Genomic DNA, 25748 nt, shown 5'->3' with positions numbered 1-25748 from the left:
GTTCTCAGGATCCGATGTATTGATAATGGAGGCGCAGCGCGCCGTCGTGGCCGGACATTTCCAGGTGCAAGGTCGCTTCGCCCGGCTGGCCATCGGCCAGCAGCAGGCATTCCAGGCCCAGCGGTCCGGCATCGGTGGCATACACATCGACGGCCGCGCGGCCACCCTTGCCCGGCACGAAGGCTTGCGCCAGCGGCGTCAGGGACAACGCCTGGTTGGCCACAAAGTAGCTGTCGAGCATCTCGATGATCTCGTCGGCCACGCCGGGCGACAGGCCCCAGTCGCGTTGCAGCGCAACAGGATCGCGCCGGTCGAGTGTCCGTACGAACGCGGCGGCCTGCGCGTATGCCAGCTGCCGCAAGCTGTCTGTGATGGCCATTTCCATAAGGTGAGTCCTGCCCTATCCATTCAACAGGCGCCATTATAGTGCCTCGCCGCGGGTATGGTCGATCCGTTTGCTGGCAATAATCAAGCACCCTGCCGCTCATTTAGATCGACATCCTTATTATTTATCGCACCGCAATAAAATAAATGGCCTGCGTGATATTTGGTGAGTATTTAAAATAGATAATCGAGAATACGATTGATTTCAAGTTGACGCTTATTTATTCAGGCGCTAATATCGAATGGCCATATACCATGGCATACAGCGCAAGCAGTACTTAACCATCACAAGAGGATAGTACAATGCAAAAACAGAACCACTCCAAATTGTTCGCATTCAAACTGGCTGAAAAACAGGTACAAAAACTGGTAGCGCCCGCCACCGCCTGGAAGGTGCGCGACGGCGTCGCCGTGGCCGGCTGCACCGCAGTGGAAGCTGAGCAATACCGCGATTCCTCGCGCTTCCAGCCAAACGACCGCGGCCAGTATTGCTGATCACTGGCACGCCATAACCCCCGTCCGGCGTGGGGTTTCATCTATTCCCTTATATTCAAACTGGCGCTGACTCCAATTCCGGAGCGGCTTTTCTGCGCGCAGGGAATATATAAACACCTTCCAATTGGAGATTCCTTTTTTAAACAGGCATTCCCGGTAAAAATCAAATCGCAACCATTCATATAGGATATTCCCATGCACAAAGAAACCAAGCTGTTCGCATTCAAACTGGCGGAAAAGAAGGAACAGGAAAAGCCTGCCCTTCCCGCGCCCTGGAAGGTGCGCGACGGTGTCGCCGTGGCCGGCTGCACGGCGGTCGACAGCGAGGAGCAATACCGCTATTCGCGCATCGGCTCGAGTGACGGCGGCGAGTTCTGCTGATACGTTCCAGCTGAAAGCCTTGCCGCGGCAAGGCTTTTTCATCTTCCCGATTTTCCGCTACTGCAGGCTCCCCTACATGCACAAAAAGGTCTTGATTATCAGCCATAGCGGCGATCTGCACGCCGACCTGGTCGAAGCCATCCTCGCCGCGCGCGGCCATGCCCCCTTCCGTATCGATCTCGACGCTTTTCCCCGCGATTACCAGCTGTGCCAGCGCCTGCTGGACGGCCGCGCCAGCGCGCGCCTGCGCCATCTGCCCGAGGGCGACTGGCTTGACTTACAGCAGGTGGGCGCCGTCTGGCTGCGCAAGGCGGCCGACTATGCCTACGCCAGCGCCGACCTGACGCAGCAGGAACGCGCCTACGCCCAGCTGGAAACGGAGCAAGCCATCTTCAGCGTGCTGTACGGACTCGATTGCTACTGGCTCAGCCATCCGCTGGCCCTGCGCGGCGCCCAATGGAAAGGCGAACAGCTTGCGCGGGCCGCGCGCATGGGCTTTCGCGTGCCCGCCACCGTGATCACCAATGTGCCCGACGACGTGCGCGCCTTCCGCGCGGCCGTCAACGGGCCCATCATTTTCAAGAGCATGTCCACACCCAGCCTGGCCGCCGAAGCCGTCGAGGAAGCGGACAGGGTCAGCGCCGGCATCGGCACCACCATCGTCGACGATGCCATGCTGGACAGCCTGGACGCCGTCAGCGAGCTGAGCTGCCAGTTCCAGGAATATATCGCCAAGCAATATGAGCTGCGCGTCACCGTGATCGGCAAGCGCCTGTTTGCCGCGCGCCTGTATTCGCAGGACGATGCCCGCACGGCCATCGATTCGCGCGACATGTCGGCCCCCATCCGCTATGAGGCGTGCACCTTGCCAGCGGAGATAGAGCAGCGCTGCCTTGCTTTCGTGCACAGCTATGGCCTCGAGTATGGCGCGCTGGACCTCATCGTCACGCCCGACGGTGAGTATGTTTTCCTGGAAAACAATCCTGTTGGTCAATTTTTGTATGTACAACAACTGGTGCCCGCCTTGCCCCTGCTGGAAAGCGTGGCCGACACCCTCATCGAAGGAGCGCTATGCCACAGCCAGACTTGAACCTGCTGCCGTCGCAGCTGCGCGAACTGGAGCAGGCGCGCGACAGCCGGGCCATTGTCCTGGCCGCCTCGCACCTGGACATGGAACTGCTGCCCGCCCTGTACGAGCTGTGCCAGGGCATCGGCACCGTGGCGCGCCTCGACGTGGTGCTGCACGGACGCGGCGGCATCGTCAACGCGGCGCGCCGCATCGCCATCCTGCTGCGCCAGCATGCGCGCCACCTGAGTTTTATCGTGCCCTTCCACTGCCAGTCGGCCGCCACCCTGCTGACCCTGGGCGCCGATGAGATCATCGCCGGCGACCTGGCCCTGTTCTCGCCCATCGACCCGCAGCTCGATGGCGCCGACGGCGGCTCCATGTCCAGCCTGGACATCAAGGCTTTCGGCGACATGGCGCAGCAGTGGTTCGGCGTGGATGCCGGCGAAGCGCGCCAGCAATCGCTGTCCCTGCTGTGCGGCAGCATCTTTCCCCCTTCCCTGACGGCCTTTTACCGCACCACCCTGGAACTGACGCAGATCGGCGAAGAATTGCTGGCCTGGCAATTGCCCGAGGCCACACCCGAGGCGCGGCGCGCCATCGTCGCGCAACTCGTGACGGGTTATCACTCGCACAACTATGCCTTGACACGCGAAGAACTGGCGCAGCTGGGCTTGCGCATGGAACGCGATGCCCACGCCGAACGGCTGGGCTGGGCCATTTCCACACAATTGCAGGCAAGCATAGGCGGCGCCCTGCGCAGCGCGCCCGACGAGCCGTGGAACGATGCCCTGCTGGCGTCGCGCGACGGCGTGCAACTGCGGCGCCAGCGTCCGGGCGGCTACGCGCCCGTGTGGAGCACGCAATGCTGACACCCGTGCTGTCCACGTTACTGGCTGCGTTTTTATCCGATATCGCGCGCTACTGCATTGCCTTGCTGTTGCTGGCGGCCAGCGTGGGCAAGCTGCGCAGTTACGGTGACTTTCGCGCCAACCTGGCCACCTCGTTCGGCGTGCCGCCCGCCGCCGCCAGCCTGGCCGCGCCCGCCCTGGTGGCGGCTGAATTATGGCTCGCCGGCTGGCTGCTGGCGGGAGGCGCCCAGTTGCCGATGCTGCTGTCGCTCTTGCTGCTCGGTACCCTCACGGCCATCCTGGCCTGGCGCTATTTCACGCACAGCGTGGTGCGCTGCAGCTGCTTTGGCGAAGCGGCGCGGCCCGTGTCGCAGTACGACTTGCTGCGCAACGTGCTGGTGGTCGGCATCAACGGCGCCTACTTTGCGCTGGCGCAAGAAACGACCTTGTCCATCGCCACCACAGTATTGGCCGCCGGACTGGCGGCCATCGTCTGCGTGGCCACGATTTCCCTGCACGACATCGCCATTCTGGCAAAGGCCGACTGATGGATGCCACGACCCTGCAACTGGTGCTGGCGGCGCTGGCCTTCGCCCTCGCCGGCAATATCTGGCTCAGCCTGGCAGTGCTGCGCGCCAGCCGCCGCGAACGCCTCGCGCCCACGGCGCTGGTGCCGGGCCAGCCCCTGCCTGCCGTGCTAGCCCGTCCGCTGGCTGGCAGTGCGCGTTTCCAGCCGGGCGCCAGCGGCCAGGCGGCCGTGCTGCTGTTTTTGGCCAGCCGCTGTCCGAAATGCGCGGAAAAGCTGGCCGGCATCGAACAGCTGCTTCCGCTGGCGCGCGAGGCAGGCCTGGCCGTGTGGCTGATCAGCGAAGAACCGGTCCGCCGGCTGCGCGCCTTTTTACCCGGCAACGCCTTGCGAGCGGCCACGGCGCGGCTGACGCTGCGCGACTACCGGCGCGTGAATCCGCTGATGAGTTCTCCCTCCTATGTCTTTGTCAATTACGAAGGGCAAGTGGAAGCGGCCGGTTTGATCGGCGACGAAGACTGGCTGGCCCTCGTCGAACAACTGAACGCGGAACCGTCGCAGGAGCGCGCCGCATGAGCCATCTGAACTTCGGCCCGCATGTTGAACGCCTGCGCCTGCTGTATCCCGTGCGCTGGCGCATTGCCGCCGGCCTGCTTTGCATGATCCTCACCGTGGGCGCGCAGCTGGCCTTCCCGCAAGCCATCGCGTATTTCATCGACAACGTGGCGGAACTGACGCGGCGCGGCGTCACGCCGGGCATGGTGATCGCCATGCTGGCCTTCAGCCTGCTGTATGCGCTGGTCACGAGCGCGCGCTTCTATTTGCTGCAATCGAGCGGCCACATGATCGTCATGGGCGTGCGCCGGCGCCTGTTCGACGTGGTCATCAACCAGCCCATCGCCTTCTTCGACAAGCACCATGGCGGAGAACTGAACGGCCGGCTCACGTCCGACGTGTCGGCCCTGCATGAAAGCCTGACCATCGGCGCGGCGAATGCCCTGCGCTCGCTGTGCGTCTTCGTCGGCGGCATCGCCATGCTGCTGCAGCTGTCACCCATGCTGAGCCTGCCGCTGGCCCTGTTCATTCCCATCAGCCTGTATCTGGGAAAATTATCAGGCAGTAATTACCGGCAGCGTTCGCGGGCCATTTCCGCCACCCTGGCCGCCAGCGGCAAGGTGGCGCAGGAATACTTTGCCCATGCGCGCCTGGTGCAGGCGTTCAACCAGCAAGGCGGCGCCATGGCCCGCTACGCGCAAGCCATGCGGCAACTGCTGGAGGTGTCCCTGGCCGGCACACGGCTGCTGGCCGTGTTTCAGGGCGCGCAAGGGCTGCTCGCCTTCGTTGCCCTGCTGACCACTCTGTGTTTCGGCGCCCACCTGATCGGCCAGGGCCGGTTGAGCGTGGGCGAGCTGACGGCCTTTGTCATCTATGCCAGCATGGTGACGGACACGGCCGGCTCGATCAGCGAATTCTGGAACACGTGGATGCGCACCATGGGCTCGACCGACCGCATCTTCGATATCCTGCGCAGCCACCGCGCCGTGACCGAGATGGCACCGCAGCCGCCGCTGGCCGGCCATATCGCGCTGCGCGACGTGCGTTTTTCGTATCCCGAACGCACGCAAGCCACGGCCCTCGACGGCGTCAGCCTGTCCATCCGTGCGGGCGAAAAGATCGCCCTGGTGGGCGCCTCGGGCGCGGGCAAGTCCACCATCGCCAGCCTCGTGCTCGGCCATTACCAGCCTGGCACGGGCAGCCTGCAGTTCGACGGCATCGATGCGCAGGTACTGGGCGTGACGCAGCTGCGGCGCCAGATGGCCGTGGTGGAACAGGAGCCGGCCCTGTTTTCCGGCAGCATCGCCGACAATATCGGCTTTGCCGTGCCGGATCGCCAGGTGACGCATGAGGAGATGCTGGCGGCGGCACGCCTGGCGCACGCCCATGATTTCATTGAGGCCTTTCCCGATGGCTACGAAACCCTCGTGGGCGAACGGGGCGTGCAATTGTCCGGCGGACAGAAGCAGCGCATCGCGATTGCCCGCGCCATCCTGCGCGCGCCGAAAATCCTGATCCTGGACGAAGCTACCAGCGCGCTCGACGCCGCCAGCGAACAGCAGGTGCAGCGCGCCCTCGATACCCTGATGCAAGGGCGCACCACCATCATCATCGCCCACCGCTTTTCCACCATCGTCAAAGCGGACCGCATCATCGTCATGGACAAGGGTCGAATTTGCCAGCAAGGCACGCACGCAGAGCTGCTGCGCGCGGGCGGCCAGTATGCACGGCTGATGCAGCAGCAACTGTCGCAATTCCAGCAGTTGCATGACAGTACGGCAACGCTGTAAAGTAGGCCACGATGAAAAAAACCTGTCATGGCAGTTGCCACTGCTGCGCAGTGCGCTTCGCGGCCGAGATCGACCTGGCGGCTCCCAGCCTGCGCTGCAACTGCTCGTTCTGTCTGAAAGTGCGCTGCTGAGCCAGCCACGTTCCCCCGTCAGCCTTCCGCCTGTTGTCCGGCGAGGCGGATTTGAGCGAATACCGCTTCGGCGCAGGCCGCGAACGCCATTATTTTTGCCGCCACTGCGGCGTGCGCCCGTTCGGCCGCGGCGATTCGCCCCGCAGCGGCCCGTTTGTCGGCATCAGCGTCAACTGCCTCGACGATGCGTCTGCCGCCGAACTGGCCAGGGTACCCGTCACCTTTGTCGATGGCTGGCACGATGTGTGGGACGCACCGCCGCAGGAAACGCGGCATCTGTGAGGCAAGAAGGATGGCAGGGAAAGGAAATGCGGCTGCGCCATGTCGTGGGCGGGCAGATAAGCGTGCGCTGCCCGTTGTCTGGATCGGCATTCTGGGCGATAATTACGCCCATGAACGATACCACCACCTTACCCCCATTGCCCGATCGCCTGTCGATCGACCCTAGCAGCCCTTACCACGTTGCAGCCGTGTTCGAGAACGACGTCGGCATCCGCTTCAACGACAAGGAACGTCTTGACGTGGAAGAATATTGCATCAGCGAACGCTGGATCAAGGTCGCTTCCACCAAGTCCCTCGACCGCCGCGGCCGTCCGCTGCAGATCAAGCTGAAGGGCAAAGTCGAAGCGTTTTACCGCTAAGCAACACCTATAGTTGTCATCGAGGCCGATTTCCATCGGCCTTTTTTACGTCCGCCGCTTTCTACTCAGGCATCAACGGTGATCAGCCCGGCCGAGGCCGCCAGCGGCAGCCACAGCATGGCGTCGGCCAGCACCTCGTCCGGCGTCCGGCCGCTCGACCGCGCCGCCTGCCCCGCGCACTGTGCCAGCGGCGCGCCGCCGGCCAGCGCTTGCAGGCAGTAAAATTGCCAAGGCTGCAACTCCTGCATGGCAAGCCGGTAATGCATGCGCGAAATGGCGACGAAGGCGGGCCTGGCATCCGGCTGGGCCGGCACGGCGTCGTCCGGCGCGGCCTGTGCCTGTTGCCAATATGCACACAGGGGAAATGACAGGGCCAGCAGCCGCGTGCACGGCGCCAGGCGCCAGGCCGGTGCATTTCCCAGCAACAAATCAAGTCCGCAAGGCAGCATGGGCGGCGCCAGCTTTTCCATGCCGGGCGCCCTGCCCGCCTCGCTGCGCGCCCGTTCCAGCTGCGCCAGTTCGACGGGAAAGCGCAAGGCGTCCCCCTGCGCGCCGGCGGCACGCTGGCTGGCGGCAAGGAAATCGGCAAAGCCAGCACCCAGGTCATACAGGGTCGCTGACGCAGACGGATGGCGCCAGACATAGGCGCGGGCAAAGAAGACGAACAGCTCGTCACCCATGACCTTGCGCAAGACAGGATAGTCGGCTTGCAGGCATTCGAGCAGGCGCTGCACATAGCCATCCGCATGGATGTGCAGCGGCGCCGGCCCGCCCCGCGCCTGTTTCAGCACTTGCTCCTGCGTCAAGCCATGGCGCTCGCTGGCCAGCTGGGCACCATGCACGGCACCGCCTGGCGCCGTCATGGCCGTCAGGAACCACGCCTGCAATTGCGCCAGCGGAGCGTCGGCGGGGGCGTCCCTGGCGGCGCTACGGCGCATGGGCCGCCTCCAGGTGAAAACCCAGCGGCGTGGAGACGGCGGCGGCAGCCGTGGCTGGCACTGCAACGGCGAATTCTCCCCGCCCGGCCGCGCGCGCCTTGTCCAGTTCAAGCAGCAGTTGCGGGTATGGCGGAATCTTCGCATCCCATTCCAGCAGGGCCGACACGCCGCCCGTCAGCTGCTGCGCCAGCGCGTACAGCCGCCAGACGGCGGCCGGCACGGGCGCGTCGTGGGTATCGATCAGCACGGCGCCGCACACGGTCGGCCCGGCCAGGTGAATCTGCACGATGTGCGCGTGCGGCAACTGGCGGATGTAGGCGGCCGCGTCATAGCCGTGGTTATGCGCGCTGACGTGGACATTGTTGACGTCGAGCAAGAGTCCGCAACCTGTGTCCTCGGCCAGGCGGCCCAGGAATTCCCATTCCGGCATGCTGGACTGGGCAAACTCCACGTAGCTGCTGGGGTTTTCCAGGATCAGGGGACGGCCCAGGAATTCCTGCACCTGGCGCACGCGCCCCGCCACGTGGCGCAGACTGGCCTCGTCCAGCGGCAGCGGCAGCAAATCGTGGCTGTTGAGCGAGGCGGCGCCCGTCCAGCACAGGTGGTCGGAAATCCACGCGGGCCGGAACTCTTCGGCCAGCTGGCGCAGCTTGCGCAGGTAGGCCAGGCTCAGGGGATCGCTGCTGCCGATCGACAGCGACACGCCATGCATGACGATGGGCACTTGCGCGGCCACCTGCTCCAGCACATGGCGCGCATAGCCGTGGTTGTCGATGAAATTCTCGCTGATGATCTCGAACCAGTCCACCTGCGGTCCGTGGCGCAGGATGTGCGCATAGTGCGGCGGGCGCAGCCCCACGCCCAGGCCCAGGTTCGGCAAGCCCAGGCGTGGCGCCACCGCGTGCACGGCGTGCCGCATCAGGTCGACGGCGGCAAGGCCAGGCGCAGGTCGGTGGGCGCAGGCGGCGCTCCCACCGGCGTGCCGCGCGCCGCCATCACCTTGCCGTAGGCTTCCCAGGCCTTGTCGTATACATTGTCGCCGAGCGCGAAGCGCATGGTCTGGCCCAGCGGAATGCTGCGGTGGTCGGGCGCGGGGCCAAAGTCGTACAGGGTCATGGTGGCCGGCGCGGGCGGTTCCTTGCCCGTGGTGTTCGGATACAGTTGCGAGGCCGAAATCGGCACGGCGCAGCCGCCGAAGCCGCCGCATTTGTTGTCGCTGGGCGCGCTGTAGACTTTATCGGGCTGCGGCGGAGGCGGCGGCACATAGCATGGCGTGCCCGGCGACGCGGCAAGCTTGACCGAGTGGCCGCAGGACGAGCCGCCCGTGTCGGCCTGGGCAAAGCCGCAGCCGCCCTGGGCGTGGCAGCCGTTGGAGCCCCGGCAAGTGTGATAGACGGCCAGCGCGGCGCAGGTGGACGAGGCTTCGCCTTCCAGGTGCATGCCCTGGCAGGCGTGGTACAGCACGCTTTTCTCGGCCAGCGGCACGCCCGTCGCCAGGTTCGGCGCCTGGCCCAGCACGGCCCAGCAGATGGCCATGCGGTCGCCCGCGCCCACCATCGACGGATACGGGAAGTCCAGTTGCTGGTTCAGCCAGTACTTGTCCAGCACGGAAGTGATGCCATAGATGGCGCCCGTGGCCACCGTACTCAGCATCTCCAGGGTGCCGCTGGCGTCCTTCAGGCGGTTCAGGGCGCCCGCCACGGCGGCCGGCGCGGGGATGTTCTGTGGTGCGGTGGCCGGGTTGTAGCGCTCGTTGGTCAGCATGGCCGCGCTCCAGCAGCCCCCTTCCGCGTGCCAGCCGGCCCAGGTCTGCACTGGGAGCATGGCCTTGACCTGGCGGAAACGCTCGTAGTGGTCGAACCGGGCGCTGTCGTGGCGCGCCTGCGCGTCGCGCGATTCGGCATCCTTGCCATTGTTCGCGTAAGACGGATAATCGCACTTCAAGGCATCCAGGTCTTCGCGGTAGTCTGGCTGCACGGCCATCAGGCGCTGCGCCGCGTCGCGGCGGTAGCGCTGGATGGCAGTTGCGCTGCCCTCGCCCTGGTCCGTGATGGCCGCCATCATGTCGATGGCCTTGTTGAACGAGCCAGTCTGTCCGCCATCCTGGTCCTGCGGGCCGAAGCAGGCGTCGAAGCGGGGAAATTCCGCCCGCGCGTGGCCCTGGACCTGGCTGTTGAACATGTCCTGCTGCACCGAGCCATTGACGAACAGCTTGTGCCACAGGGTCTGGCCATCCGTGTATTCGATGCTGATGTAGCGCGCATAGCATTCGTACATGTAGCCGATGGTGCCGAACAGGGGCAAGTCCTGCACGTGCTTGCCCGGTGTCCAGCCCGGCAGCGGCACTTCCGGGAAGTATTTGGTGTGGTTGTGCTTGTCGAACTCCGCCAGCTGGGCGCGTGCCTGCTCCTCGGGCTGCTCGATGGCGAGGAACAGGTCGCACTGATTGGTGTTCAGTTCTTCCAGGTTGACGCGCACGTGGCGGTAATCGGCCGTATCCTGCAAGTCGACGATGTGCGGGATCACGGTGCGATCCTTGCCATAGCAGGTCCAGCCGTGGTCCTGCGATTGCAGCTCCGAGCCCGTGAAGCATGGCGCCGTGCCGATGGCCGTGGCCAGGTTGGCTGCCATCTGCAGGTGCAGCATTTCCTGGATAAAGACGCTGAAGATGATATTGAAAGCCTTCTGTTCCTTCAGCTCGGGCCGGGCCGTGGTGCCCATGCCCGGCCACTGGCGGCCTTCATAATAGGTGATGCCTTTCGAGTTGATCTGGTGCGTGCCGTGGATCGAGTACATGGTGGCCATGTACAGGGGTATGGTGAACAGTTCCACGCTGACGGCCGCCTGGGCGATGGCGCGCACGGCGGCCTTGTCGGTGTCCAGCATGTCGAGCGGGCGCTTGGTAATGGCGGGCTGGGTGCTTCCTAAAACGGGCATTTTCATTCTGTATCTCCACAGGAAGGATGCGTTTCGGATATCGGGCCGGGTCGCGCCATCTGTGTGCGCTGTTCACGGCAAGGAAATCATACGCCTGAGAAAGATACTTTTGCGGCAAGATTTATGCGCTGAGCAAGGGCCAATGCCGCCAGCCCTGGGCCATGAAAATAGGCGTTTTCAGCTGCCATTCGATGACAATTGAATAGAATCGGCAAAACGCGCGCGTGTATAAGCGCCGCACCGGCAAGCGCCGGCGCGTGGCTTGCACGATGATAGTTAAGCCGCCGGCGGCGGCTGGAAGGCGCAGAAGCCCGGCCACTGGTCGCGGCTGTCGCATACTTTCAGGCAGCCTTTGTTATCCTTGAACGTGGCGACGACCTTGATGGGGAAGCCATATTTTGGCGTGGTGGCCAGGAAGGCGGACGGGCAGCTTTGCTCGTTGCTGAAGCGGAAAGTGATTTCTTCGCGGCGGCCCTTGCGCTCAAAGCCCAGCATGAAGGTTTCATTGCTGTTCCACTGCGCCTTGCCCGGCACGCGGAAGCGGTAGCGGGGGCTGCCCGGCTGCTGGCCATCAAGTTTCTGGCCGAAGACGCGGCTGCTGGCCGTGGCCGTCTCGACCTTGGCAACGGGATACACGACGGCAAAGATATAGGTGCCGGCAAAACCCTGGTCGAAGCCGAGTCCCTTCTGGTAAAACGGCACGACGATATGCGGCGCGCCCGCGTATTCCACGGTATTGCGGGCCGTCACGCGCGACGTCAGCTTGTCATCGGGCTCTTTGCCGAAGACCACGTCCAGTTCCAGCAAGGCTTGTTGCTTGTCGATATCTTGCGCCAGATAATCCTTGGGGAACGTTTCGCCGTGCACGCAGCCGGCCAGCAAGGAGGCGGCGAAGCAGCCCGCGATCAGTTTGGGTAGTGTCATGGCTGTTTTCCTTCCGGCGGCGCGGAAATGAGGCCCAGCCCCGTCACTTGCAAGCCGTTCTTGCCTTGTTTCCATTGAAATTGCTGGCCGAACCAGGCCAGTTCCAGCTCGCGCCGGATGCGGATCGAATCCGTGCGGCCCTGGCGCGCCTTGATGGCGGCGCCCGCCTGCGCGGAAGCGGCGTCCGACAAGGGCTTCAGCCACCGTTGATAGGTGTCCGGCGGCAAGGCCAGCTCACCGGCCACGCCGTCGTCGCGCGTGGCAACGATGATGCCCACCTTCGTCAGCGCATTCGTCAGATAGGCGCCGCGCCGCCCGTCGGGCGAGACGGAGACGAGCATGGCATGCGGATAATCGCCCCTGACGTTGCCCGGCACGTCAAACCACAGCAGTTCGCCCGTGCCCGTATCGAGGGCGCGTCCGTCGCGGGGAAACAGCAGCACCTCGCTGTTGCCCGGCTGCGGCACGCCCCATTCGGGGTCGCGTTCCGTGCGCACCATGTTGTCGCGCTGCATGGGACTGATGGGGCGCATCAGCGGTTCGCCATTCTGCACGCCGATCAATATCGTGCCCTGCCCCGTATAGCCCTTGGTGAAGGCCAGCAGCATGGGCTGGCCTTCGCGCGTGGCCTTGATCGGCCGCACTTCCACCACTTCGCGCGCGCCGCCGGGCCAATAGCCGTGCTTGCGGAAAGTCAAGGTAACGAGCGGGTCGTGGCGGTCACGCGTGACGACAAAATCGCCGTATTGCTTCATCACCGGCACGTAGGATGTTTGCGCCTGCGCGGCGGGCAGGACGGCGGCAAGCAAGCTGGCGGCAGCCGCCAGGCGGCATAAAGATAGGGACAGCATGGCATCCTGTAAAGGTCGCACGGGGCGAAGAATCAGAATTCTAAACGATTCCTCGCCAGCAACACTGTCCGATAGGAAACATCAACGTCGCTGGATTTCGATCAGCTCGATCTCGAACAGCTTGGGCCACAGTTTTCCCGTGACAAACAGGCGCTTGCCACGCGCATCCCAGGCGATGCCGTTGAGCACGGCGTCGGGATTGGCCGTGCCCCGCTGCCCGGGCGGCAGCAAGCCCGTCAGGTCGATCCAGCCGACAACCTTGCCGCTGGCCGGGTCGATGCGGGCGATCACGTCCGCGCCCCACACATTGGCAAACAATTGCCCGTCGACCATTTCCAGCTCGTTCAGACGCTCGATGGCGCGGCCCTCGGCCTTCACCTCGAAGCGGCGCACCTCGGCCAGGGTTTTCGGATTGAGCACGCGGATGGCGGACGTGCCATCGCTCATGTAGACGAATTGACTGTCGCTGGCCAGGCCCCAACCTTCGCCCTGGTAGCTGAATTTGCGTTTCAATTTGAAGGTCTTCAGGTCGAAGACATAGCCGGTTTGCGAAATCCACGTCAGGCCCAGGATTTCATCGCCCACGTCCGTGATGCCTTCGCCAAACACTGTCTTGTCCAGCATGGTTTTCTGCAAGACCTTGCCCGTCGCCAATTCCACCTTGCGCAAGGAAGACTGGCCGTTCTGGCCCGTGCTTTCATACAGGTGGCCATCCTTGAACAGCAAGCCCTGGGTGAACGCCTGGGGGTCGTGCGGATAGGTATTCTTGACGAAATAGCCATACACGGGAATGGCGGCCTGGGCGTAGCCCATTTCGCTCATCAGGCCCACGGTGCACAACAATCCCAGCAGCAGCGAGCCGGCCGTGCGTTTCAGTCTTGTTTTACCGATATTCTTCATATTCTTGACGGTGGTTGGCGAGCGCCTATTGTAAACGGGCCGCGTCCGCCATGCCCACCCTGACGAGTTCGAGCCAGGCCCGCGCCGCAAACGACAGCCGCCCGCCGCGGCGCCAGGCCAGCATCAGATTCCACTCCACGGGTGGACCGGCCAGCGGAATGACGGCAAATTGCGCTTGATCCAGCGTGTCGCAATACATCTTCGGCAGCAGGCAGATGCCCACGCCCAGCCTGACCAGCGAGGCAATGAAATCCCATTGGCCGCTGCGGCCCGTGATGCGCGGGGCGAAACCGGCCCGCTGGCAGGCGTCCAGCACGATATCATTCAGGGCAAAGGCGGCGCCATAGAAAATGAATGGGCTGTCGGCCAGCTCGGCCAGGGCGACGGAAGCGCGTCCCTGCCACGCAGAACCGGGCGCGGCCAGCAGGCACAGCGGCGAGCGCACGAGGGGCAAGGCTTCGAAATCCTGCCAGGTGGCCGCATTGCCCGGGTAATCGAGCATGGTGCCCAGTTCCACCGTGCCCGTGCGCAAGTCGCGCTCGATGGCTTGCGTGCCGCTTTCATACATTTTCAGCTCGATACCGGGATAGCGCTGGTGGTACTCGGCCAGCCACGGCGCCAGGGTGGAATGCGTCTGCGGCGACACGCCGACCCTTAATTCTCCCCGCTCCAGATGTTGCAGGTCGCGCAACTCCACTTTTAACTCCGCGTGCAGGGCCAGCAGTTCATGCGCGCGCGACAGCACTACCTGGCCCGCATCCGTCAGGGTAAACCGCTTGCCCGCGCGGTCGAGCAAGGCCAGGTCCAGCGACTGTTCCAACTGGGCGACCATCTTGCTGACGGTGGGTTGCGTCACGTGCAGCCTGGCGGCCGCGCGCGTAAAACTGGCTTGCTCGACCACTTCGACGAAGTAGCGCAGGGAGCGGATATCCATGATGCATTCCAATATCGAATGATAATCATGAGTTTAAGTCATTTTATCTTTTGATGCGGGATCCCTACAATGAAAACTTCCCCTGCCGCTTGAAAGCCCGCCGTGAAAGCCTTGCACTGTTCCACCGCCGCCCTGCCCTCCATCCCTGCCTGGCGCCAGCCCGCGCAGACCGTGTGGCAAGTGGGCATCCTGACCGCCGCCTGGTGGCTAGCCGATGCGGCCGCTTCCGCGTTGCACTTGCCGTTTTCCGGCGGCGTCGTGGGCCTGTTCGTGCTGGTGGCCCTGTTGCTGGCCGGCTGGGTGCGGCCGGCCGCCATCGCACTGGGCGCGAACTGGCTGCTGGCCAACATGCTGCTGTTCTTCATACCCTTGGTCGTGTCCGTGGTGCAATTTACGCAGCTGCTGAAGACGCAAGGTCTGATGCTCTTCGTGAATATCGGCCTGGGCTTTGCCAGCGTGATGCTGGCCACGGCCTTCACCGTGGAAGGGGTGTGCCGCTATGAACGCAAGCTGCGCCTGCAAAAACTGCTGCGCCAGCGCGCAGCCAGGGCGCAAGCATGAGCACCCTCGTCCTGTCGCTGCTGTTCTTGCTGCTGACCCTGGTGCTGTTCTACGCCAACCAGGCGCTGCACCGCCGCCATCCCCACTTCCTGCTCACGCCCGCCATCTGCACCTCGGCGATATTGATCGTCATCGTGCAGGCGACCTCGACCCCGTTTGCCACGTATTTCGGCGAAACGCGCTGGCTGCCGTGGCTGCTGGGGCCCGCCACCATCGCGTTTGCGCTGCCCATCTTCCAGGAGCGCAAGCTGATCCGCAAGCACTGGCTGGCCCTGTCGTTGGGCAGCTGCGCCGGCATCGTCGCATCGGTCGCCGCCACCCTGCTGCTGGACCGGCTGATGGGCGTGCACGGCGACATGGCGCGCAGCCTGCTGGCCCGTTCCGTGTCGACGCCGTTCGCGCTGGAAGCGTCGCGCCACATGGGCGGCTCGGCCCAGCTGACGGGCATATTCGTGGTGATGACGGGCTTGTTCGGCCTGCTGCTGGGCAAACCGTTATTGAAACTGCTGCCCTTGCGCATGCGCATCGCCCGTGGCGCCCCGTATGGCGCGGCCGCGCACGGCTTTGGCTTGTCCGTGGCGCGCCGGGCCGGCACGGAAGAAGGCGCCGTGGCCAGCCTGACGATGATTTTCTCGGGCGTCGTGACGGTGCTGCTGGCGCCTCTGCTGGGGTATCTGCTGGGCTAGTCGTCCGCTTGCAGGGCCTGCATGCCATGCACGATCAGGTCTATCCCCGCCAGAAAATCCTCGCGGTCGTCGTGCGCGCGCAATTGCCCCGCCACCTTGCGGGCAAACGGAAACGCTTGCGCGTCGAGGCGTGACCAGGCGCCCGCCAGGGTGTCGAGGAAATGCGCGCGCTCCAGGCCCTGGTCGCGCGCGATGACGGCGTTGGCCGCATTCTGCCCGCTCACGCCCAGCAAATAATTCAACAAGGTGCATGCCGCCAGCCACTGTTTTTCCTGCGGCACGCCCAGGGCATCCACTTGCCGGCCCAGGCGCTCCAGGATGCGCACCGTGGGCAGCTGGCCCGGCGCGCGCGACAGGGCCGAGCCCAGCCATGGATGCGCATCCATCGCCTCGAACATGGCCAGCGCCACGGCGCGGATGCCCGCCTGCGGCGTGTCGCCGTGGGAAGCGGAATCCATGGCGCGGGCGACGATGGCGTCGCTGGCGGCCGTAAACAAATCATCCTTGTCGGCCACGTGCCAGTAAATAGCCCCCGCCCCCGTGGCCAGGCGTGTTGCCAGGGCGCGGAACGTCAGGCCGCCCTCGCCCGCTGTGTCGAGCAGGGCAATGGCGGCGTCGATGATGGTGTCGCGCGTCAGCGAGTCGGCGCGTCGTGGTGGGTTCGCTACTGTCTTGGGCATCGCTTATCTTGACACAGATGCCGGCTTGCCGCAAAATTATTGTGGAACACTGTTCCACGTCATCGACAACACCAAGGAAGCATCATGCATATCGCCATCATCGGCGCAGGGCTGGGCGGGCTGATGCTCGCCCGCGCGCTGCACGTCCACGGCATCGCCGCCACCGTCTATGAAGCGGACGCTACACCGCAGGCGCGCCGCCAGGGCGGCATGCTCGACATCCACGAAGACACGGGCCAGCAAGCGCTATGGGCAGCCGGCCTGCATGACGCCTTCCGCGCCCTCATCCATGCGGGCGGCGAAGCGAGCCGCGTGCTCGACCAGCACGGCACGGTCCTGCTCGAAGAGGGAGACGATGGCACGGGCGGCCGTCCCGAAGTGGCGCGCGGCGAACTGCGCAAGCTCCTGCTCGAGTCGCTGCCGGCCGGCACCGTGCGCTGGGGGCATAAACTGACCGGCGTCACGACGCTGGACGGCTGCCAGCACAGGCTGAGCTTTGCGCACGGCGCCACGGCCACCAGCGATCTGCTGGTGGGTGCGGATGGCGCCTGGTCGAAGGTGCGTCCGCTGCTTTCCAGCGCGCAGCCCGCGTATAGCGGCATTGCCTTCATTGAAACCTATCTGTTTGACAGCGACCGCCGCCACCCGGCCAGCGCGCACGCCGTAGGCGGTGGCGCCCTGTTTGCGCTGGCGCCCGGCAAGGGTATACAGGCGCACCGCGAAGCCGATGGCGTGCTGCACGCCTATGTGGCCCTGAGCAAGCCCGAGGCATGGCTGGCCGACATCGATTTTGCCGACCCCGCCGCCGCCCGGACCCGCATCGCGGCCCAGTTTGCCGGCTGGGCGCCGGCGCTGACAGCCCTGATCACGGAGGCGGACACGCCCCCCATGCCGCGCCCCGTGCATACCTTGCCCATCGATCACGCCTGGCAGCGCGTGGCGGGCGTGACCTTGCTGGGCGACGCTGCCCATCTGATGGCGCCGGCCGGCGAAGGCGCGAATCTCGCCATGTTCGATGGCGCCGAGCTGGCGCAGGCACTTGCCGCGCACCCAAGCGACATGGAAGCGGCCCTGCTGGCGTATGAAACGGCGCTGTTTGCGCGCAGCAGCGTGGCGGCGGCGGAGTCCGAGCGCATCCTGCGCCTGTGCTTTGGCGACGACGCGCCGCACAGCCTGGTCCAGTTCTTTGCTGGCATGCAAGACACCGGCCCGGCGCGCGAAGTGTAAGGGGCGGCGTGAAGCGCAGTGCCAAAGCTCCACGCCAGCGGCCTTTATCGGGGATAATACGTCTTTCCCCCCACCAGCAGCCGCGCCACGATGAAATACCCAGCAGTTCAGCCTTTCAGCGACATCCTGCCCCGCTTGCATGAGTTCGATGCCATCATCGATGTGCGCAGCCCGTCCGAGTTCGCGGAAGACCACTTGCCGGGCGCCATCAACCTGCCCGTGCTGGACGACGAGCAGCGCGTGCGCGTTGGCACTTTATACAAGCAGACCAGCGCCTTCGAAGCAAAGAAGCTGGGCGCGGCGCTGGTGGCAAAAAATATCGCGCGGCATATCGAAGAGGGGTTGCTCGGCCACCCGCAGCACTGGAAGCCGCTCGTCTACTGCTGGCGCGGCGGCAACCGCAGCGGCGCCATGGCACACATCCTGGCGCGCATCGGCTGGCCCGTCACGCAGCTCGAGGGCGGCTACAAGGATTACCGGCGCCACGTGAATGCAGAGCTGGTCACCCTGCCCGAACGCTTCGACTTCATCAACGTGCTGTGCGGCCCCACGGGCAGCGGCAAGAGCCGCTTGCTGCAAGTATTGGACAAACAAGGCGCGCAAGTGATCGACTTGGAGCAATTGGCGGCCCACCGCGGTTCCGTGCTGGGCGGCTTGCCCGAGGAAGACCAGCCATCGCAAAAAGCGTTTGAAAGCGCGCTGTGGCAGCAACTGCGCCATTTCGACCCGCAACTGCCCGTGTTCATTGAGTCGGAAAGCAAGAAAGTGGGCCGCTTGCGCGTGCCCGACGCGCTGATGGAAAAGATGCGCGCGGCCGCTTGCACGGACGTGCGCCTGGACATCGGCGAGCGCGTGCAATTGCTGATGCAGGACTATGCGCATTTCGTCGGCGACCCGGCGCGCCTGAACGTGCAGCTGGCCCTGTTGACGCAGCTGCATGGCAAGGAGAAAATTGCCCACTGGCAGCAGCTGGCCACGGCTGGCCGCATGGCCGAGCTGGTGCAGGAATTGCTGATACAGCATTACGACCCCGTTTACCGGCAATCGATCGCCCGCAATTTCAGCCGCTACGCCCAGGCGACGCCGCTGGTCTTGCCCGATATTTCAGAACATGCCTTTGAGCAAGCCGCGCGCGCATTATGTGCTATCGTCGGCGAACAACGTACCGCCAGCGCCGCGTGATGCCTGGCTTGCCACCTAATTACTTATTTCAGCAGGATGACGACCATGTCCGATAGCGCAGCAACACCAGATAGACCGATCCGATTGACCGAATTTGCCCATGGCGGCGGCTGCGGCTGCAAAATTGCGCCGGGCGTGCTGGCCGACATTTTAAAGGGCAGCGGCGGCTTTCCCTTGCCGAAGGAATTGCTGGTCGGCATAGAAACCTCGGATGACGCGGCCGTCTATCAGCTCAACGACGAGCAGGCGCTGATCGCCACGACGGACTTCTTCATGCCCATCGTCGACGACCCGTTCGACTTCGGCCGCATCGCCGCCACCAATGCCATTTCCGACGTGTACGCCATGGGCGGCACGCCCATCATGGCGCTGGCCCTGGTCGGCATGCCGATCAACAAGCTGCCCGTGGAAACCATCGGCCTCATATTAAAAGGCGGAGAAACCATCTGCGCCCAGGCCGGCATCCCCATCGCGGGCGGCCACACCATCGATTCCGTCGAACCGATCTATGGCCTCGTCGTGCTGGGCCTGGTCCACCCGTCGCAAGTGAAGCGCAACGCGGGCGCGCGCGCCGGCGACAAACTGGTATTGGGCAAGCCGATCGGCGTGGGCATCTTGTCGGCCGCGCTGAAGAAGAATGCGCTCGACGCGGATGGCTATGCTTCCTTGATCGACAACACCACCAAATTGAATACCCCGGGCAAGAAGCTGGCCCTGCTCGATGGCGTGCATGCGCTGACGGATGTGACGGGCTTCGGCTTGCTGGGCCACACCCTGGAACTGGCGCGCGGCGCCAAGTTGCAGGCGCGTATCGCCATGAACGACGTGCCGCTGCTGCCGCAAGTGCAGCAACTGGCGCAAAATGGCAACATCACGGGCGCCTCCGGCCGCAACTGGCAAGGCTATGGAGCGCAAGTGGCGCTGGCCGACAGCCTGAGCGCCATCGACAAGGCGATCCTGACGGACCCGCAAACGGCCGGTCCCCTGCTGGTGGCCTGCGCGCCGGAAGCCGTCGAGCAAGTGCTGGCGATTTTCCGCGCCGAAGGTTTTGCCGACGCCGTCGTTATCGGCGAGATGCTGGAAGGCACGACCGGGGTTTCCGTCATCTAATGAACAAATTTTTTTGCAAAGGCAGTCCCATGACCACATTCTCAAAATTCCCCGCCATCCTGGCCACCGTTGCCGCCACCCTGGCCATCCACAGCGGCCTGGCGCAGGCGCAGCAAGTGCTGCGCGTGTCCGCCATCCCCGACGAAGCGCCGACGGAACTGCAGCGCAAGTTCAAGCCGCTGGGCAGCTACCTGGAGAAAAAGCTGGGCATGAAGGTGGAATTTACGCCCGTCACCGATTACGCGGCGTCCGTGGAAGGCTTGATCAACAACAAGCTCGACATGGTCTGGTTCGGCGGTTTCACGTTTGTTCAAGCCAACGTGCGCAGCGGCGGCAAGATCGTGCCGCTGGTGCAGCGCGAGGAAGACACGAAATTCCGCTCCGTGTTCGTCACCACCAGCAAGGACATCAATCAATTGTCGGACCTGAAAGGCAAGAATTTCACCTTCGGTTCGGAATCGTCGACCTCCGGTCACTTGATGCCGCGTTACTACTTGCTGGCCGCCAAGATCAATCCGGACACGGACATGAAGCGCATCGCGTTTTCCGGCGCACATGACGCCACCGTGGCGGCAGTGGCTGGCGGCAAGGTCGATGCGGGCACCTTGAACATTTCCGTATGGGAAAAGCTGGTCGAAGCGAAAAAAGTCGATCCAAGCAAGGTGCGCGTGTTCTACACGACGCCCGGCTACTACGATTACAACTGGAGCGTGCGCGCCGACATGAACCCCGTCGTGCGCAAGAAGCTGACGGACGCCTTCCTGGCGCTGGACCCATCGACGGCCGAAGGCAAGGAAATCCTCGAACTGCAGCGCGCCACCAAGTTCATTCCGACCAAGGCCGAGAACTACAAGGATATCGAAGCGGCTGCGCGCGATGCGAAGCTGTTGAAGTAATTGCTGAAACTGGTCGGATGCCGTTCTGCGGACGCATCCGACACACTCCCTCCCACACCGAAACATCGCATGACATTCCAACTTCACAAGGTCTCCGTCCACCACGCGGGCGCTGCCGGCAATGCGCTGGCCCTGCGCGAGCTGGACCTGGACGTGGCCCAAGGTGAACAGATCGCCCTGATCGGCCCCTCCGGCGCCGGCAAGACCAGCCTGCTGCACACCTTGGCCTGCGCGCTGCGCCCGGAAGCGGGCACATTCAGCATCCTGGGCACTACACCGTGGCAGATCGGCAGCGCCGAGCGCCACGCCTTGCGCGCGCGATTGTTCCTGGCGCCGCAAACGCCGCCGCTGCCGCCGCGCCAGCGGGTGGTCAACGCCGTGCTGGCGGGCCGCCTGCCGCAATGGAGCTTGTGGACGGCCATTCGTTCGCTGGTCGCGCCCGTCGACCCGCGCGCCGCGTGGGAAGCCCTGGGCAAATTCAACCTGCAGGATAAATTGTATGCGCGGGTTGACCGCCTGTCCGGCGGCGAACGCCAGCGCTGCGGCATGGCCCGCGCGCTCGTGTCGAATGCGCAAGTCTTCCTCGTCGACGAACCCTTGTCCGCGCTCGACCCCACACTGGCCTTGCAGACGATCCATGTGCTGCAGGCGGAAGCGACGGCGCGCAACGCCACGCTGGTCTGCAGCCTGCACCAGGTGGAAATCGCCCGCGCCTGCTTTACGCGCATCGTCGCCTTGCGCGATGGCAAGATCGTCTTCGACTTGCCTGGCGCCCAGGTCAGCGACGCCATGATCGCCGAGCTGTACCGCAACAAGGCCGATCCGGCGCCGCAGTTCGAGGCCGTGGAAGCGAACCTGGACGCCGCGAGGCCCCTTTGCTGAAGAGTGCCACTGACGCCCTGCCCCGCGATCCCGCCTGGCGCGGCCGCCTGACCGTCACGGCCGTGGCGCTGCTCGTGCTGTGGCCGATGCTGGTGCAGGCCGAGTTCAAGCCGTGGATTTTATGGGATGCGCAAAGCCTGGCGGCCACCTGGCAGTTTATTGCCAGCTTCGTGCCGCCCGCCCACTCGCTGGAATTTTTGCAACTGGTGGCCATTTCCAGCTGGGAAACCATTGCCATGGCCACGGCCGGCATGGCGCTGGCCATGCTGGGCGCCATCCCCCTGACTTTGCTGGTGACGGAGCGCCTGTCGATTTCGCGCATCGGCTCCGGCCAGGTGTCGCCCCTGGCCGCCAGCGTGCGCCACGCCGTGCGCGCCTTGCTGGTGCTGCTGCGCAGCGTGCCGGAACTGGTCTGGGCCTTATTATTAGTACGCATCGTCGGCCTGGGACCGACTGCCGGCGTGATTGCCATCGCACTTACCTATTGCGGCATGCTGGGCAAGGTGTATGCGGAAATCCTCGAATCGTCGGATGCGTCCGCCTGCAACGCCCTGCTCCACAATGGCAGCGGCCGCCTGAAAGCCTTGCTGTACGGCGCCTTGCCCGAATCGGCCGCCGAGCTGGTGTCGTACACGATTTACCGCTGGGAATGCGCGATCCGCGGCTCCGTCGTCATGGGCTTTGTTGGCGCGGGCGGCCTGGGCCAGCGCATGGATGAATCGATGAAGATGATGGCGGGCAGTGAACTGGCCACCATGCTGATGGTGTTCGTGCTGCTGGTGGCGGGCGCCGACGCCGTGTCCGCCATGCTGCGCCGGAGGCTGGCATGAAGCATCCGAATTTCGCCGCAATGCCCGCGCCTGCCCCCGTGCGCTGGTCGACCTGGACCTTGCTGGCCGGATTGCTGCTGCTGGTCATTGCCAGCTTCGCCACCCTACCCTTGAAATGGGGCGAGTTCTTCAGCGCCGACGCCGTGCGCACAAGCGCCGACTTCCTGCACGGTTTCGCCCCGCCCGAGCTGGCCAGTCCCTTCCTCATGAAAGTCGGCGTGGCCACGTTTGAAACCCTGGCCATGTCGGCCATCGGCACGGTCATCGCGGCAGTATTGGGCGCACTGCTGGCCCTGCCCGCCAGCGGCCGCTTCGGCATGGTCGCGCGCAGCGCCACGCGCGCGGTGCTCAACGTGCTGCGCTCGGTCCCTGAACTGGTCTGGGCGTCGATTTTGCTGATCGCCGCCGGCCTGGGCCCGTTCGCGGGTACCCTGGCGCTGGCGCTGCACACGGTGGGCGTGCTGGGTCGTCTGTTTGCCGATGCCTTCGAGAATTGCCCGCCCTTGCCGGCCGCCACCTTGCGCATCAACGGCACCCGGCCCGCCGTGGCTTTCCTGTATGCCACCTTGCCGCAGTGCAGCCCGCAAATGATGTCCTACACCCTGTACCGATGGGAAAACAATATCCGCGCCGCCGCCATCCTCGGCGTCGTCGGTGCGGGCGGCCTGGGGCAGATGCTGAAATACCATCTGTCCCTGTTCCAGATGCAGAACGCCGCCACCGTCATCGTCGCCATGCTGCTGATGGTGGCGGCCGTCGACGGCCTCAGCTACCTGCTGCGCCGCGCCATGACCCGTTAACTTTCACTTTTGCAAGGAACGCCCATGTCAGGCTGGTGGACCATTATCTCGACAGAAACGCCGGCGCAAATGGCCGACATGACGAAAGTCAACAAGGATGCATTTCTCGCCACCTGGAAAGCGGGCCTGTTCGGCGCAGACTGGATCGCGCAATTGTGCCAGCAAGGCAAGGCGACCCAGCTGACCTTCAACGGCTTTCCCAACCGCTACACGGCCAAGACGGAGGTCATCGCGCCCCTGCTGCAGGCGGGCATCGCCGAGGCGCAGGACGGCGAATTTCCGCAGGACCAGCTGACGGGCTGGCCCGGCTGCATTACCGTGCACCCGGAGCGCATCGCCGCCTGCGCGCCGGGGCAGCTGCTGACGGTCGAAGTGTGGGACCAGTCGTAACGTTGCGCGCATAGCCGCCTTTTTAAAAAGAGCTTTGCCGGACCGAACCTTCAGGATAATCTTGACGACTGTTCACTACTTTCCAAAGCCGCCATGAAAATCTTCGCCCACGTATGTATCGCCGTTGCCTTGTTGACGTCCCTGCCTGCCATGGCGCAGGAAGCGCAGGAAGTGGCGGCCGCCAAAATTGCCGCGGAAAGCTGGCTCAAGCGCCTGGATGCGGGCGACGAGGCCGCTACCTGGGACGCCAGTGCCGCAGCGCTGCGTAGCGAAATATCGAAATCAAGCTGGAAGATGGTCATCACGGCCGTGCACTGGCCGCTGGGCGAGTTCAAGTCGCGCAAGCTCAAGTCGGCCGCGCTGCAAAAAGCGACGGCTGGCAAGCCAGGGCCGGACAAGGTCGTTATCGATTATGTGAGCCAGTACGAAAACAAGGCCAACGTGCAGGAAACCATCACGACGGTCCTTGAAAAAGGTTCTGGATGGAAAGTTTCCGGGTATAACATCAACGGCTAGTCATCCGCCTTGACGGTTGCGCTCCCCACCGCGCACTTGCTGTCCTTGGCATCCGGAGCCAGCGCATGGCCACCTAAAATAAAGGCATTGCAAGATTGAACAACATTCTCATCCGCCCCACCATCGCCAGCGACTGGCCCGCCCTGAAAGCCACGCGCCTGGCCGCCCTGCTTGACGCCCCGACGGCCTTTGGCGCCTGCCACGCCAGCGCCGCCGGTTTTTCCGATGCCGACTGGCAGCAACGTGCCGTCAGCACGCCGCAGCGCACGTTTTTCCTCGCCTTCGATGGAGAGCAAGCCATCGGCCTCGCCGCGCAAGTGGTGGCCGGCAATGGCGAGTGCCATCTGATCGCCATGTGGGTACATCCGGAATATCGGGGCCTGGCCGTGGCGCAGGGCCTGGTCGACGCCGTGAAACAATGCGCCGTGAACAATGGCCGCGCACGCCTGGTGCTCGACGTGGCGCCGGAAAATGCGCGCGCGGCCGCGTTTTACCGGAAACAGGGCTTTGTCTTTTTACCGGAATGGGAGCCGCTGGAAAGCCATCCGCATATCCAGGTGCAGAAGATGGAGTGGCGGGAACCTGCATAGGCATTAACAGTGGAAAGATAAACCGCGATGCGACGATCTATTGCAACACTCCTGCTATTCATAACCGCCCTTGCCGGCAAGGCGAACGCTGGCAATATTCCAGATATCGTTCTTGAATATGCGCATGCGTTTGCGCAAACACAGGCGGGGGACAAGCAAGCATCCACGCCGACAACCGACTACGCGCAGTGGTTCTTTCAAGGCTTGGTTCATCCATACGGTGGAATTGTGACGCAATCAGACGTCATGCGTGATGCCTACACGAATGGTCAACGCTATTGGCGCGATCATCCGTCCGAACGCGCCAATATCATGGCGGGCTATGGCTACCGTGCCATCGAGCGCGATGGCGTCTGGTCGCGGGGCTTTGAAAAGAGCAAGTTCCAGCCGGCCCAGCTTGACCCTGGCGTTGACGCCGGCCCATGGTGGCTAAATTCCTTCGGCGGTGTTGCATGGCGAGACGTTGGCCTGGTGGCGCCCAATTCAGCCTATGAGCAGCCGCTTGTGCATATTGTCGCTTATCTCAGTCCCAAAGGTCACTATGGCCATCTGGGCGCCTATGAGCATGAGGCATTGGTCATTTCGGGCACCGCCATTAAAGCCGCAGATCATTGATGGCGAATCCGGAAAACGGCAATTTCAGGCACTCCATTCATCCCGATTGACATCCTGTCTTAAAACCCACCTGGCGCCTGTGTTTTTTTCTACACTCTGCCAAGCTGGGATTACGATTGGCTCTGTCATCGGTAAATAGGGGAACTGCCGGAATCTTCCCTTGGCATTGCTGTCTGACTCTGCATACTTACCACACAGGGAGCAGATCGTGCAGCCAGCCGAATGGATCCGTTTTATCGCCCAGTTTGCTCACCTGAACCGACGCCAGCGGCAAACAGGCATCGCCCTGCTGTGTGGCAACGCACCGCACGACGCGACCATCGCGTTGCTGGAAAGCGTGGCGCAGCCGCGCTTGGCCTGTCCCGCCTGCCGCTCGCCTCACCTGCACCGGCATGGCCATGCGCACGGCTTGCAGCGCTACCGCTGTGTGCCTTGCGGACGCACTTTCAATGCCTTGACGGGCACGCCGCTGGCCCGCT

Annotated in this window: 31 protein-coding genes and 1 pseudogene; 23 read left to right on the top strand and 9 right to left on the bottom strand. The window is 64.0% G+C overall.

Going from position 1 to position 25748, the window contains the following annotated elements:
- Positions 1–4: 4 nt before the first annotated feature.
- Complete coding sequence (locus CSQ93_RS03205; RefSeq protein WP_099376729.1) at positions 5–385, bottom strand: hypothetical protein; 381 nt, start codon at positions 383–385, stop codon at positions 5–7.
- Between the two features lie 302 nt (positions 386–687).
- Here CSQ93_RS03205 and CSQ93_RS03200 point away from each other — a divergent pair, with 302 nt between their 5' ends.
- The 9 genes and pseudogenes from CSQ93_RS03200 to CSQ93_RS03160 all read left to right on the top strand — a co-directional run bounded on the left by CSQ93_RS03200 (position 688) and on the right by CSQ93_RS03160 (position 6820).
- Positions 688–879, top strand: coding sequence for a hypothetical protein (locus CSQ93_RS03200; protein ID WP_099376728.1), 192 nt, complete (start codon positions 688–690; stop codon positions 877–879).
- A 195-nt stretch (positions 880–1074) separates the two neighbouring features.
- Positions 1075–1260 (top strand): hypothetical protein, encoded by a 186-nt coding sequence (locus CSQ93_RS03195; RefSeq protein ID WP_099376727.1) that lies wholly within the window; start codon positions 1075–1077, stop codon positions 1258–1260.
- Positions 1261–1336: 76 nt separating this feature from the next.
- Positions 1337–2350 (top strand): ATP-grasp domain-containing protein, encoded by a 1014-nt coding sequence (locus CSQ93_RS03190; protein ID WP_099377116.1) that lies wholly within the window; start codon positions 1337–1339, stop codon positions 2348–2350.
- Entirely contained in the window at positions 2332–3198 is an 867-nt protein-coding gene (locus CSQ93_RS03185) for an SDH family Clp fold serine proteinase (protein ID WP_099376726.1), read from the top strand. Before CSQ93_RS03190 ends, CSQ93_RS03185 begins: the two co-directional genes overlap by 19 nt.
- A complete protein-coding gene (locus CSQ93_RS03180; protein ID WP_099376725.1) occupies positions 3192–3725 on the top strand; it encodes a MauE/DoxX family redox-associated membrane protein in 534 nt (177 codons plus the stop codon). The genes CSQ93_RS03185 and CSQ93_RS03180 overlap by 7 nt, the downstream gene beginning before the upstream one ends.
- Positions 3725–4279, top strand: a complete 555-nt coding sequence (locus CSQ93_RS03175) for a redoxin domain-containing protein (protein WP_099376724.1) — start codon at positions 3725–3727, stop codon at positions 4277–4279. Before CSQ93_RS03180 ends, CSQ93_RS03175 begins: the two co-directional genes overlap by 1 nt.
- Entirely contained in the window at positions 4276–6048 is a 1773-nt protein-coding gene (locus CSQ93_RS03170; protein ID WP_099376723.1) for an ABC transporter ATP-binding protein, read from the top strand. Before CSQ93_RS03175 ends, CSQ93_RS03170 begins: the two co-directional genes overlap by 4 nt.
- A 149-nt stretch (positions 6049–6197) precedes the next feature.
- Positions 6198–6461, top strand: a pseudogene (locus CSQ93_RS03165) (GFA family protein); the annotation flags it as partial.
- 110 nt (positions 6462–6571) lie between these two features.
- A complete protein-coding gene (locus CSQ93_RS03160) occupies positions 6572–6820 on the top strand; it encodes a DUF3297 family protein (RefSeq protein WP_010398340.1) in 249 nt (82 codons plus the stop codon).
- A 65-nt stretch (positions 6821–6885) separates the two neighbouring features.
- Here CSQ93_RS03160 and CSQ93_RS03155 read toward each other — a convergent pair whose 3' ends face one another.
- From CSQ93_RS03155 to CSQ93_RS03125, 7 genes are all read right to left on the bottom strand, one after another.
- On the bottom strand, positions 6886–7758 hold the full coding sequence (locus CSQ93_RS03155) for an HvfC/BufC N-terminal domain-containing protein (protein ID WP_099376722.1): 873 nt from the start codon (positions 7756–7758) through the stop codon (positions 6886–6888).
- Positions 7748–8677 carry an MNIO family bufferin maturase gene (bufB, locus tag CSQ93_RS03150; RefSeq protein WP_099376721.1) on the bottom strand — a complete coding sequence of 310 codons (930 nt, stop codon included), beginning with the start codon at positions 8675–8677 and terminating at the stop codon, positions 7748–7750. The genes CSQ93_RS03155 and bufB overlap by 11 nt, the downstream gene beginning before the upstream one ends.
- Positions 8677–10701, bottom strand: a complete 2025-nt coding sequence (locus CSQ93_RS03145; RefSeq protein ID WP_099376720.1) for a ferritin-like domain-containing protein — start codon at positions 10699–10701, stop codon at positions 8677–8679. Before CSQ93_RS03145 ends, bufB begins: the two co-directional genes overlap by 1 nt.
- 270 nt (positions 10702–10971) lie before the next feature.
- Positions 10972–11619: a hypothetical protein gene (locus tag CSQ93_RS03140; RefSeq protein WP_099376719.1), complete on the bottom strand. Its 648-nt coding sequence runs from the start codon at positions 11617–11619 to the stop codon at positions 10972–10974.
- Complete coding sequence (locus CSQ93_RS03135; RefSeq protein ID WP_199534236.1) at positions 11616–12470, bottom strand: hypothetical protein; 855 nt, start codon at positions 12468–12470, stop codon at positions 11616–11618. Before CSQ93_RS03135 ends, CSQ93_RS03140 begins: the two co-directional genes overlap by 4 nt.
- An 81-nt stretch (positions 12471–12551) precedes the next feature.
- Complete coding sequence (locus CSQ93_RS03130; RefSeq protein ID WP_199534235.1) at positions 12552–13370, bottom strand: glutaminyl-peptide cyclotransferase; 819 nt, start codon at positions 13368–13370, stop codon at positions 12552–12554.
- A gap of 25 nt (positions 13371–13395) precedes the next feature.
- Entirely contained in the window at positions 13396–14304 is a 909-nt protein-coding gene (locus CSQ93_RS03125; protein WP_099376718.1) for a LysR family transcriptional regulator, read from the bottom strand.
- A 102-nt stretch (positions 14305–14406) separates the two neighbouring features.
- Between CSQ93_RS03125 and CSQ93_RS03120 the strand changes: the two genes are divergently transcribed.
- Positions 14407–14865 carry a CidA/LrgA family protein gene (locus CSQ93_RS03120; RefSeq protein WP_099376717.1) on the top strand — a complete coding sequence of 153 codons (459 nt, stop codon included), beginning with the start codon at positions 14407–14409 and terminating at the stop codon, positions 14863–14865.
- Positions 14862–15551 carry an LrgB family protein gene (locus CSQ93_RS03115; protein ID WP_099376716.1) on the top strand — a complete coding sequence of 230 codons (690 nt, stop codon included), beginning with the start codon at positions 14862–14864 and terminating at the stop codon, positions 15549–15551. Before CSQ93_RS03120 ends, CSQ93_RS03115 begins: the two co-directional genes overlap by 4 nt.
- Here CSQ93_RS03115 and CSQ93_RS03110 read toward each other — a convergent pair.
- Positions 15548–16231 carry a TetR/AcrR family transcriptional regulator gene (locus CSQ93_RS03110; RefSeq protein WP_099376715.1) on the bottom strand — a complete coding sequence of 228 codons (684 nt, stop codon included), beginning with the start codon at positions 16229–16231 and terminating at the stop codon, positions 15548–15550. The two genes, CSQ93_RS03115 and CSQ93_RS03110, sit on opposite strands and share 4 nt — an antisense overlap.
- Before the next feature lie 84 nt (positions 16232–16315).
- Here CSQ93_RS03110 and CSQ93_RS03105 point away from each other — a divergent pair, with 84 nt between their 5' ends.
- The 12 genes from CSQ93_RS03105 to CSQ93_RS03050 form a co-directional block, all read left to right on the top strand.
- Positions 16316–17458, top strand: coding sequence for an FAD-dependent oxidoreductase (locus CSQ93_RS03105; RefSeq protein ID WP_099376714.1), 1143 nt, complete (start codon positions 16316–16318; stop codon positions 17456–17458).
- 90 nt (positions 17459–17548) lie between these two features.
- Positions 17549–18640: a tRNA 2-selenouridine(34) synthase MnmH gene (gene mnmH / locus CSQ93_RS03100; RefSeq protein WP_099376713.1), complete on the top strand. Its 1092-nt coding sequence runs from the start codon at positions 17549–17551 to the stop codon at positions 18638–18640.
- A gap of 45 nt (positions 18641–18685) precedes the next feature.
- The gene (gene selD, locus CSQ93_RS03095) at positions 18686–19750 is read left to right on the top strand and encodes a selenide, water dikinase SelD (protein ID WP_099376712.1); all 1065 of its coding nucleotides are present in this window, start codon (positions 18686–18688) and stop codon (positions 19748–19750) included.
- Between the two features lie 29 nt (positions 19751–19779).
- Positions 19780–20646: a putative selenate ABC transporter substrate-binding protein gene (locus CSQ93_RS03090; protein WP_099377113.1), complete on the top strand. Its 867-nt coding sequence runs from the start codon at positions 19780–19782 to the stop codon at positions 20644–20646.
- A gap of 69 nt (positions 20647–20715) precedes the next feature.
- The gene (locus CSQ93_RS03085; RefSeq protein WP_099376711.1) at positions 20716–21528 is read left to right on the top strand and encodes a phosphonate ABC transporter ATP-binding protein; all 813 of its coding nucleotides are present in this window, start codon (positions 20716–20718) and stop codon (positions 21526–21528) included.
- Positions 21522–22358, top strand: a complete 837-nt coding sequence (locus tag CSQ93_RS03080) for a PhnE/PtxC family ABC transporter permease (RefSeq protein WP_099376710.1) — start codon at positions 21522–21524, stop codon at positions 22356–22358. Before CSQ93_RS03085 ends, CSQ93_RS03080 begins: the two co-directional genes overlap by 7 nt.
- A complete protein-coding gene (gene phnE, locus CSQ93_RS03075; protein WP_233516019.1) occupies positions 22355–23158 on the top strand; it encodes a phosphonate ABC transporter, permease protein PhnE in 804 nt (267 codons plus the stop codon). Before CSQ93_RS03080 ends, phnE begins: the two co-directional genes overlap by 4 nt.
- A gap of 24 nt (positions 23159–23182) precedes the next feature.
- A complete protein-coding gene (locus CSQ93_RS03070; RefSeq protein WP_099376709.1) occupies positions 23183–23548 on the top strand; it encodes a hypothetical protein in 366 nt (121 codons plus the stop codon).
- A 93-nt stretch (positions 23549–23641) separates the two neighbouring features.
- Positions 23642–24064 (top strand): DUF4019 domain-containing protein, encoded by a 423-nt coding sequence (locus CSQ93_RS03065; protein WP_099376708.1) that lies wholly within the window; start codon positions 23642–23644, stop codon positions 24062–24064.
- A 95-nt stretch (positions 24065–24159) separates the two neighbouring features.
- Positions 24160–24654, top strand: a complete 495-nt coding sequence (locus CSQ93_RS03060; RefSeq protein WP_099376707.1) for a GNAT family N-acetyltransferase — start codon at positions 24160–24162, stop codon at positions 24652–24654.
- 27 nt (positions 24655–24681) lie between these two features.
- A complete protein-coding gene (locus CSQ93_RS28675; RefSeq protein ID WP_158301086.1) occupies positions 24682–25269 on the top strand; it encodes a hypothetical protein in 588 nt (195 codons plus the stop codon).
- Positions 25270–25477: 208 nt separating this feature from the next.
- The coding region (locus tag CSQ93_RS03050) for an IS1 family transposase (RefSeq protein WP_199534234.1) at positions 25478–25748 on the top strand (271 nt) is incomplete at its 3' end.

Origin of the sequence: Janthinobacterium sp. BJB426 (genome assembly GCF_002735705.1) — a bacterium.
In the GTDB taxonomy this organism is placed as follows: domain Bacteria; phylum Pseudomonadota; class Gammaproteobacteria; order Burkholderiales; family Burkholderiaceae_D; genus Janthinobacterium.
The sequence above is the reverse complement of the archived record's forward strand: the minus strand, read 5'-3'. Positions and strand labels throughout refer to the sequence as shown.

Bases quoted from the DNA above. Each gene is read 5' to 3' on its own strand.
- CSQ93_RS03195 (WP_099376727.1), top strand. From the start codon at position 1,075: ATGCACAAAGAAACCAAGCTGTTCGCATTCAAACTGGCGGAAAAGAAG.
- CSQ93_RS03205 (WP_099376729.1), bottom strand. From the start codon at position 385: ATGGAAATGGCCATCACAGACAGCTTGCGGCAGCTGGCATACGCGCAG.
- CSQ93_RS03200 (WP_099376728.1), top strand. From the start codon at position 688: ATGCAAAAACAGAACCACTCCAAATTGTTCGCATTCAAACTGGCTGAA.
- CSQ93_RS03170 (WP_099376723.1), top strand. From the start codon at position 4,276: ATGAGCCATCTGAACTTCGGCCCGCATGTTGAACGCCTGCGCCTGCTG.
- phnE (WP_233516019.1), top strand. From the start codon at position 22,355: ATGAAGCATCCGAATTTCGCCGCAATGCCCGCGCCTGCCCCCGTGCGC.
- CSQ93_RS03090 (WP_099377113.1), top strand. From the start codon at position 19,780: ATGACCACATTCTCAAAATTCCCCGCCATCCTGGCCACCGTTGCCGCC.
- CSQ93_RS03180 (WP_099376725.1), top strand. From the start codon at position 3,192: ATGCTGACACCCGTGCTGTCCACGTTACTGGCTGCGTTTTTATCCGAT.
- CSQ93_RS03085 (WP_099376711.1), top strand. From the start codon at position 20,716: ATGACATTCCAACTTCACAAGGTCTCCGTCCACCACGCGGGCGCTGCC.
- CSQ93_RS03065 (WP_099376708.1), top strand. From the start codon at position 23,642: ATGAAAATCTTCGCCCACGTATGTATCGCCGTTGCCTTGTTGACGTCC.
- CSQ93_RS03160 (WP_010398340.1), top strand. From the start codon at position 6,572: ATGAACGATACCACCACCTTACCCCCATTGCCCGATCGCCTGTCGATC.
- CSQ93_RS03125 (WP_099376718.1), bottom strand. From the start codon at position 14,304: ATGGATATCCGCTCCCTGCGCTACTTCGTCGAAGTGGTCGAGCAAGCC.
- bufB (WP_099376721.1), bottom strand. From the start codon at position 8,677: ATGCGGCACGCCGTGCACGCGGTGGCGCCACGCCTGGGCTTGCCGAAC.
- CSQ93_RS03105 (WP_099376714.1), top strand. From the start codon at position 16,316: ATGCATATCGCCATCATCGGCGCAGGGCTGGGCGGGCTGATGCTCGCC.
- CSQ93_RS03130 (WP_199534235.1), bottom strand. From the start codon at position 13,370: ATGAAGAATATCGGTAAAACAAGACTGAAACGCACGGCCGGCTCGCTG.
- CSQ93_RS03110 (WP_099376715.1), bottom strand. From the start codon at position 16,231: ATGCCCAAGACAGTAGCGAACCCACCACGACGCGCCGACTCGCTGACG.
- CSQ93_RS03155 (WP_099376722.1), bottom strand. From the start codon at position 7,758: ATGCGCCGTAGCGCCGCCAGGGACGCCCCCGCCGACGCTCCGCTGGCG.
- CSQ93_RS03145 (WP_099376720.1), bottom strand. From the start codon at position 10,701: ATGAAAATGCCCGTTTTAGGAAGCACCCAGCCCGCCATTACCAAGCGC.
- CSQ93_RS03185 (WP_099376726.1), top strand. From the start codon at position 2,332: ATGCCACAGCCAGACTTGAACCTGCTGCCGTCGCAGCTGCGCGAACTG.
- CSQ93_RS03175 (WP_099376724.1), top strand. From the start codon at position 3,725: ATGGATGCCACGACCCTGCAACTGGTGCTGGCGGCGCTGGCCTTCGCC.
- CSQ93_RS03190 (WP_099377116.1), top strand. From the start codon at position 1,337: ATGCACAAAAAGGTCTTGATTATCAGCCATAGCGGCGATCTGCACGCC.
- CSQ93_RS03135 (WP_199534236.1), bottom strand. From the start codon at position 12,470: ATGCTGTCCCTATCTTTATGCCGCCTGGCGGCTGCCGCCAGCTTGCTT.
- CSQ93_RS28675 (WP_158301086.1), top strand. From the start codon at position 24,682: ATGCGACGATCTATTGCAACACTCCTGCTATTCATAACCGCCCTTGCC.
- CSQ93_RS03070 (WP_099376709.1), top strand. From the start codon at position 23,183: ATGTCAGGCTGGTGGACCATTATCTCGACAGAAACGCCGGCGCAAATG.
- CSQ93_RS03140 (WP_099376719.1), bottom strand. From the start codon at position 11,619: ATGACACTACCCAAACTGATCGCGGGCTGCTTCGCCGCCTCCTTGCTG.
- CSQ93_RS03115 (WP_099376716.1), top strand. From the start codon at position 14,862: ATGAGCACCCTCGTCCTGTCGCTGCTGTTCTTGCTGCTGACCCTGGTG.
- selD (WP_099376712.1), top strand. From the start codon at position 18,686: ATGTCCGATAGCGCAGCAACACCAGATAGACCGATCCGATTGACCGAA.
- mnmH (WP_099376713.1), top strand. From the start codon at position 17,549: ATGAAATACCCAGCAGTTCAGCCTTTCAGCGACATCCTGCCCCGCTTG.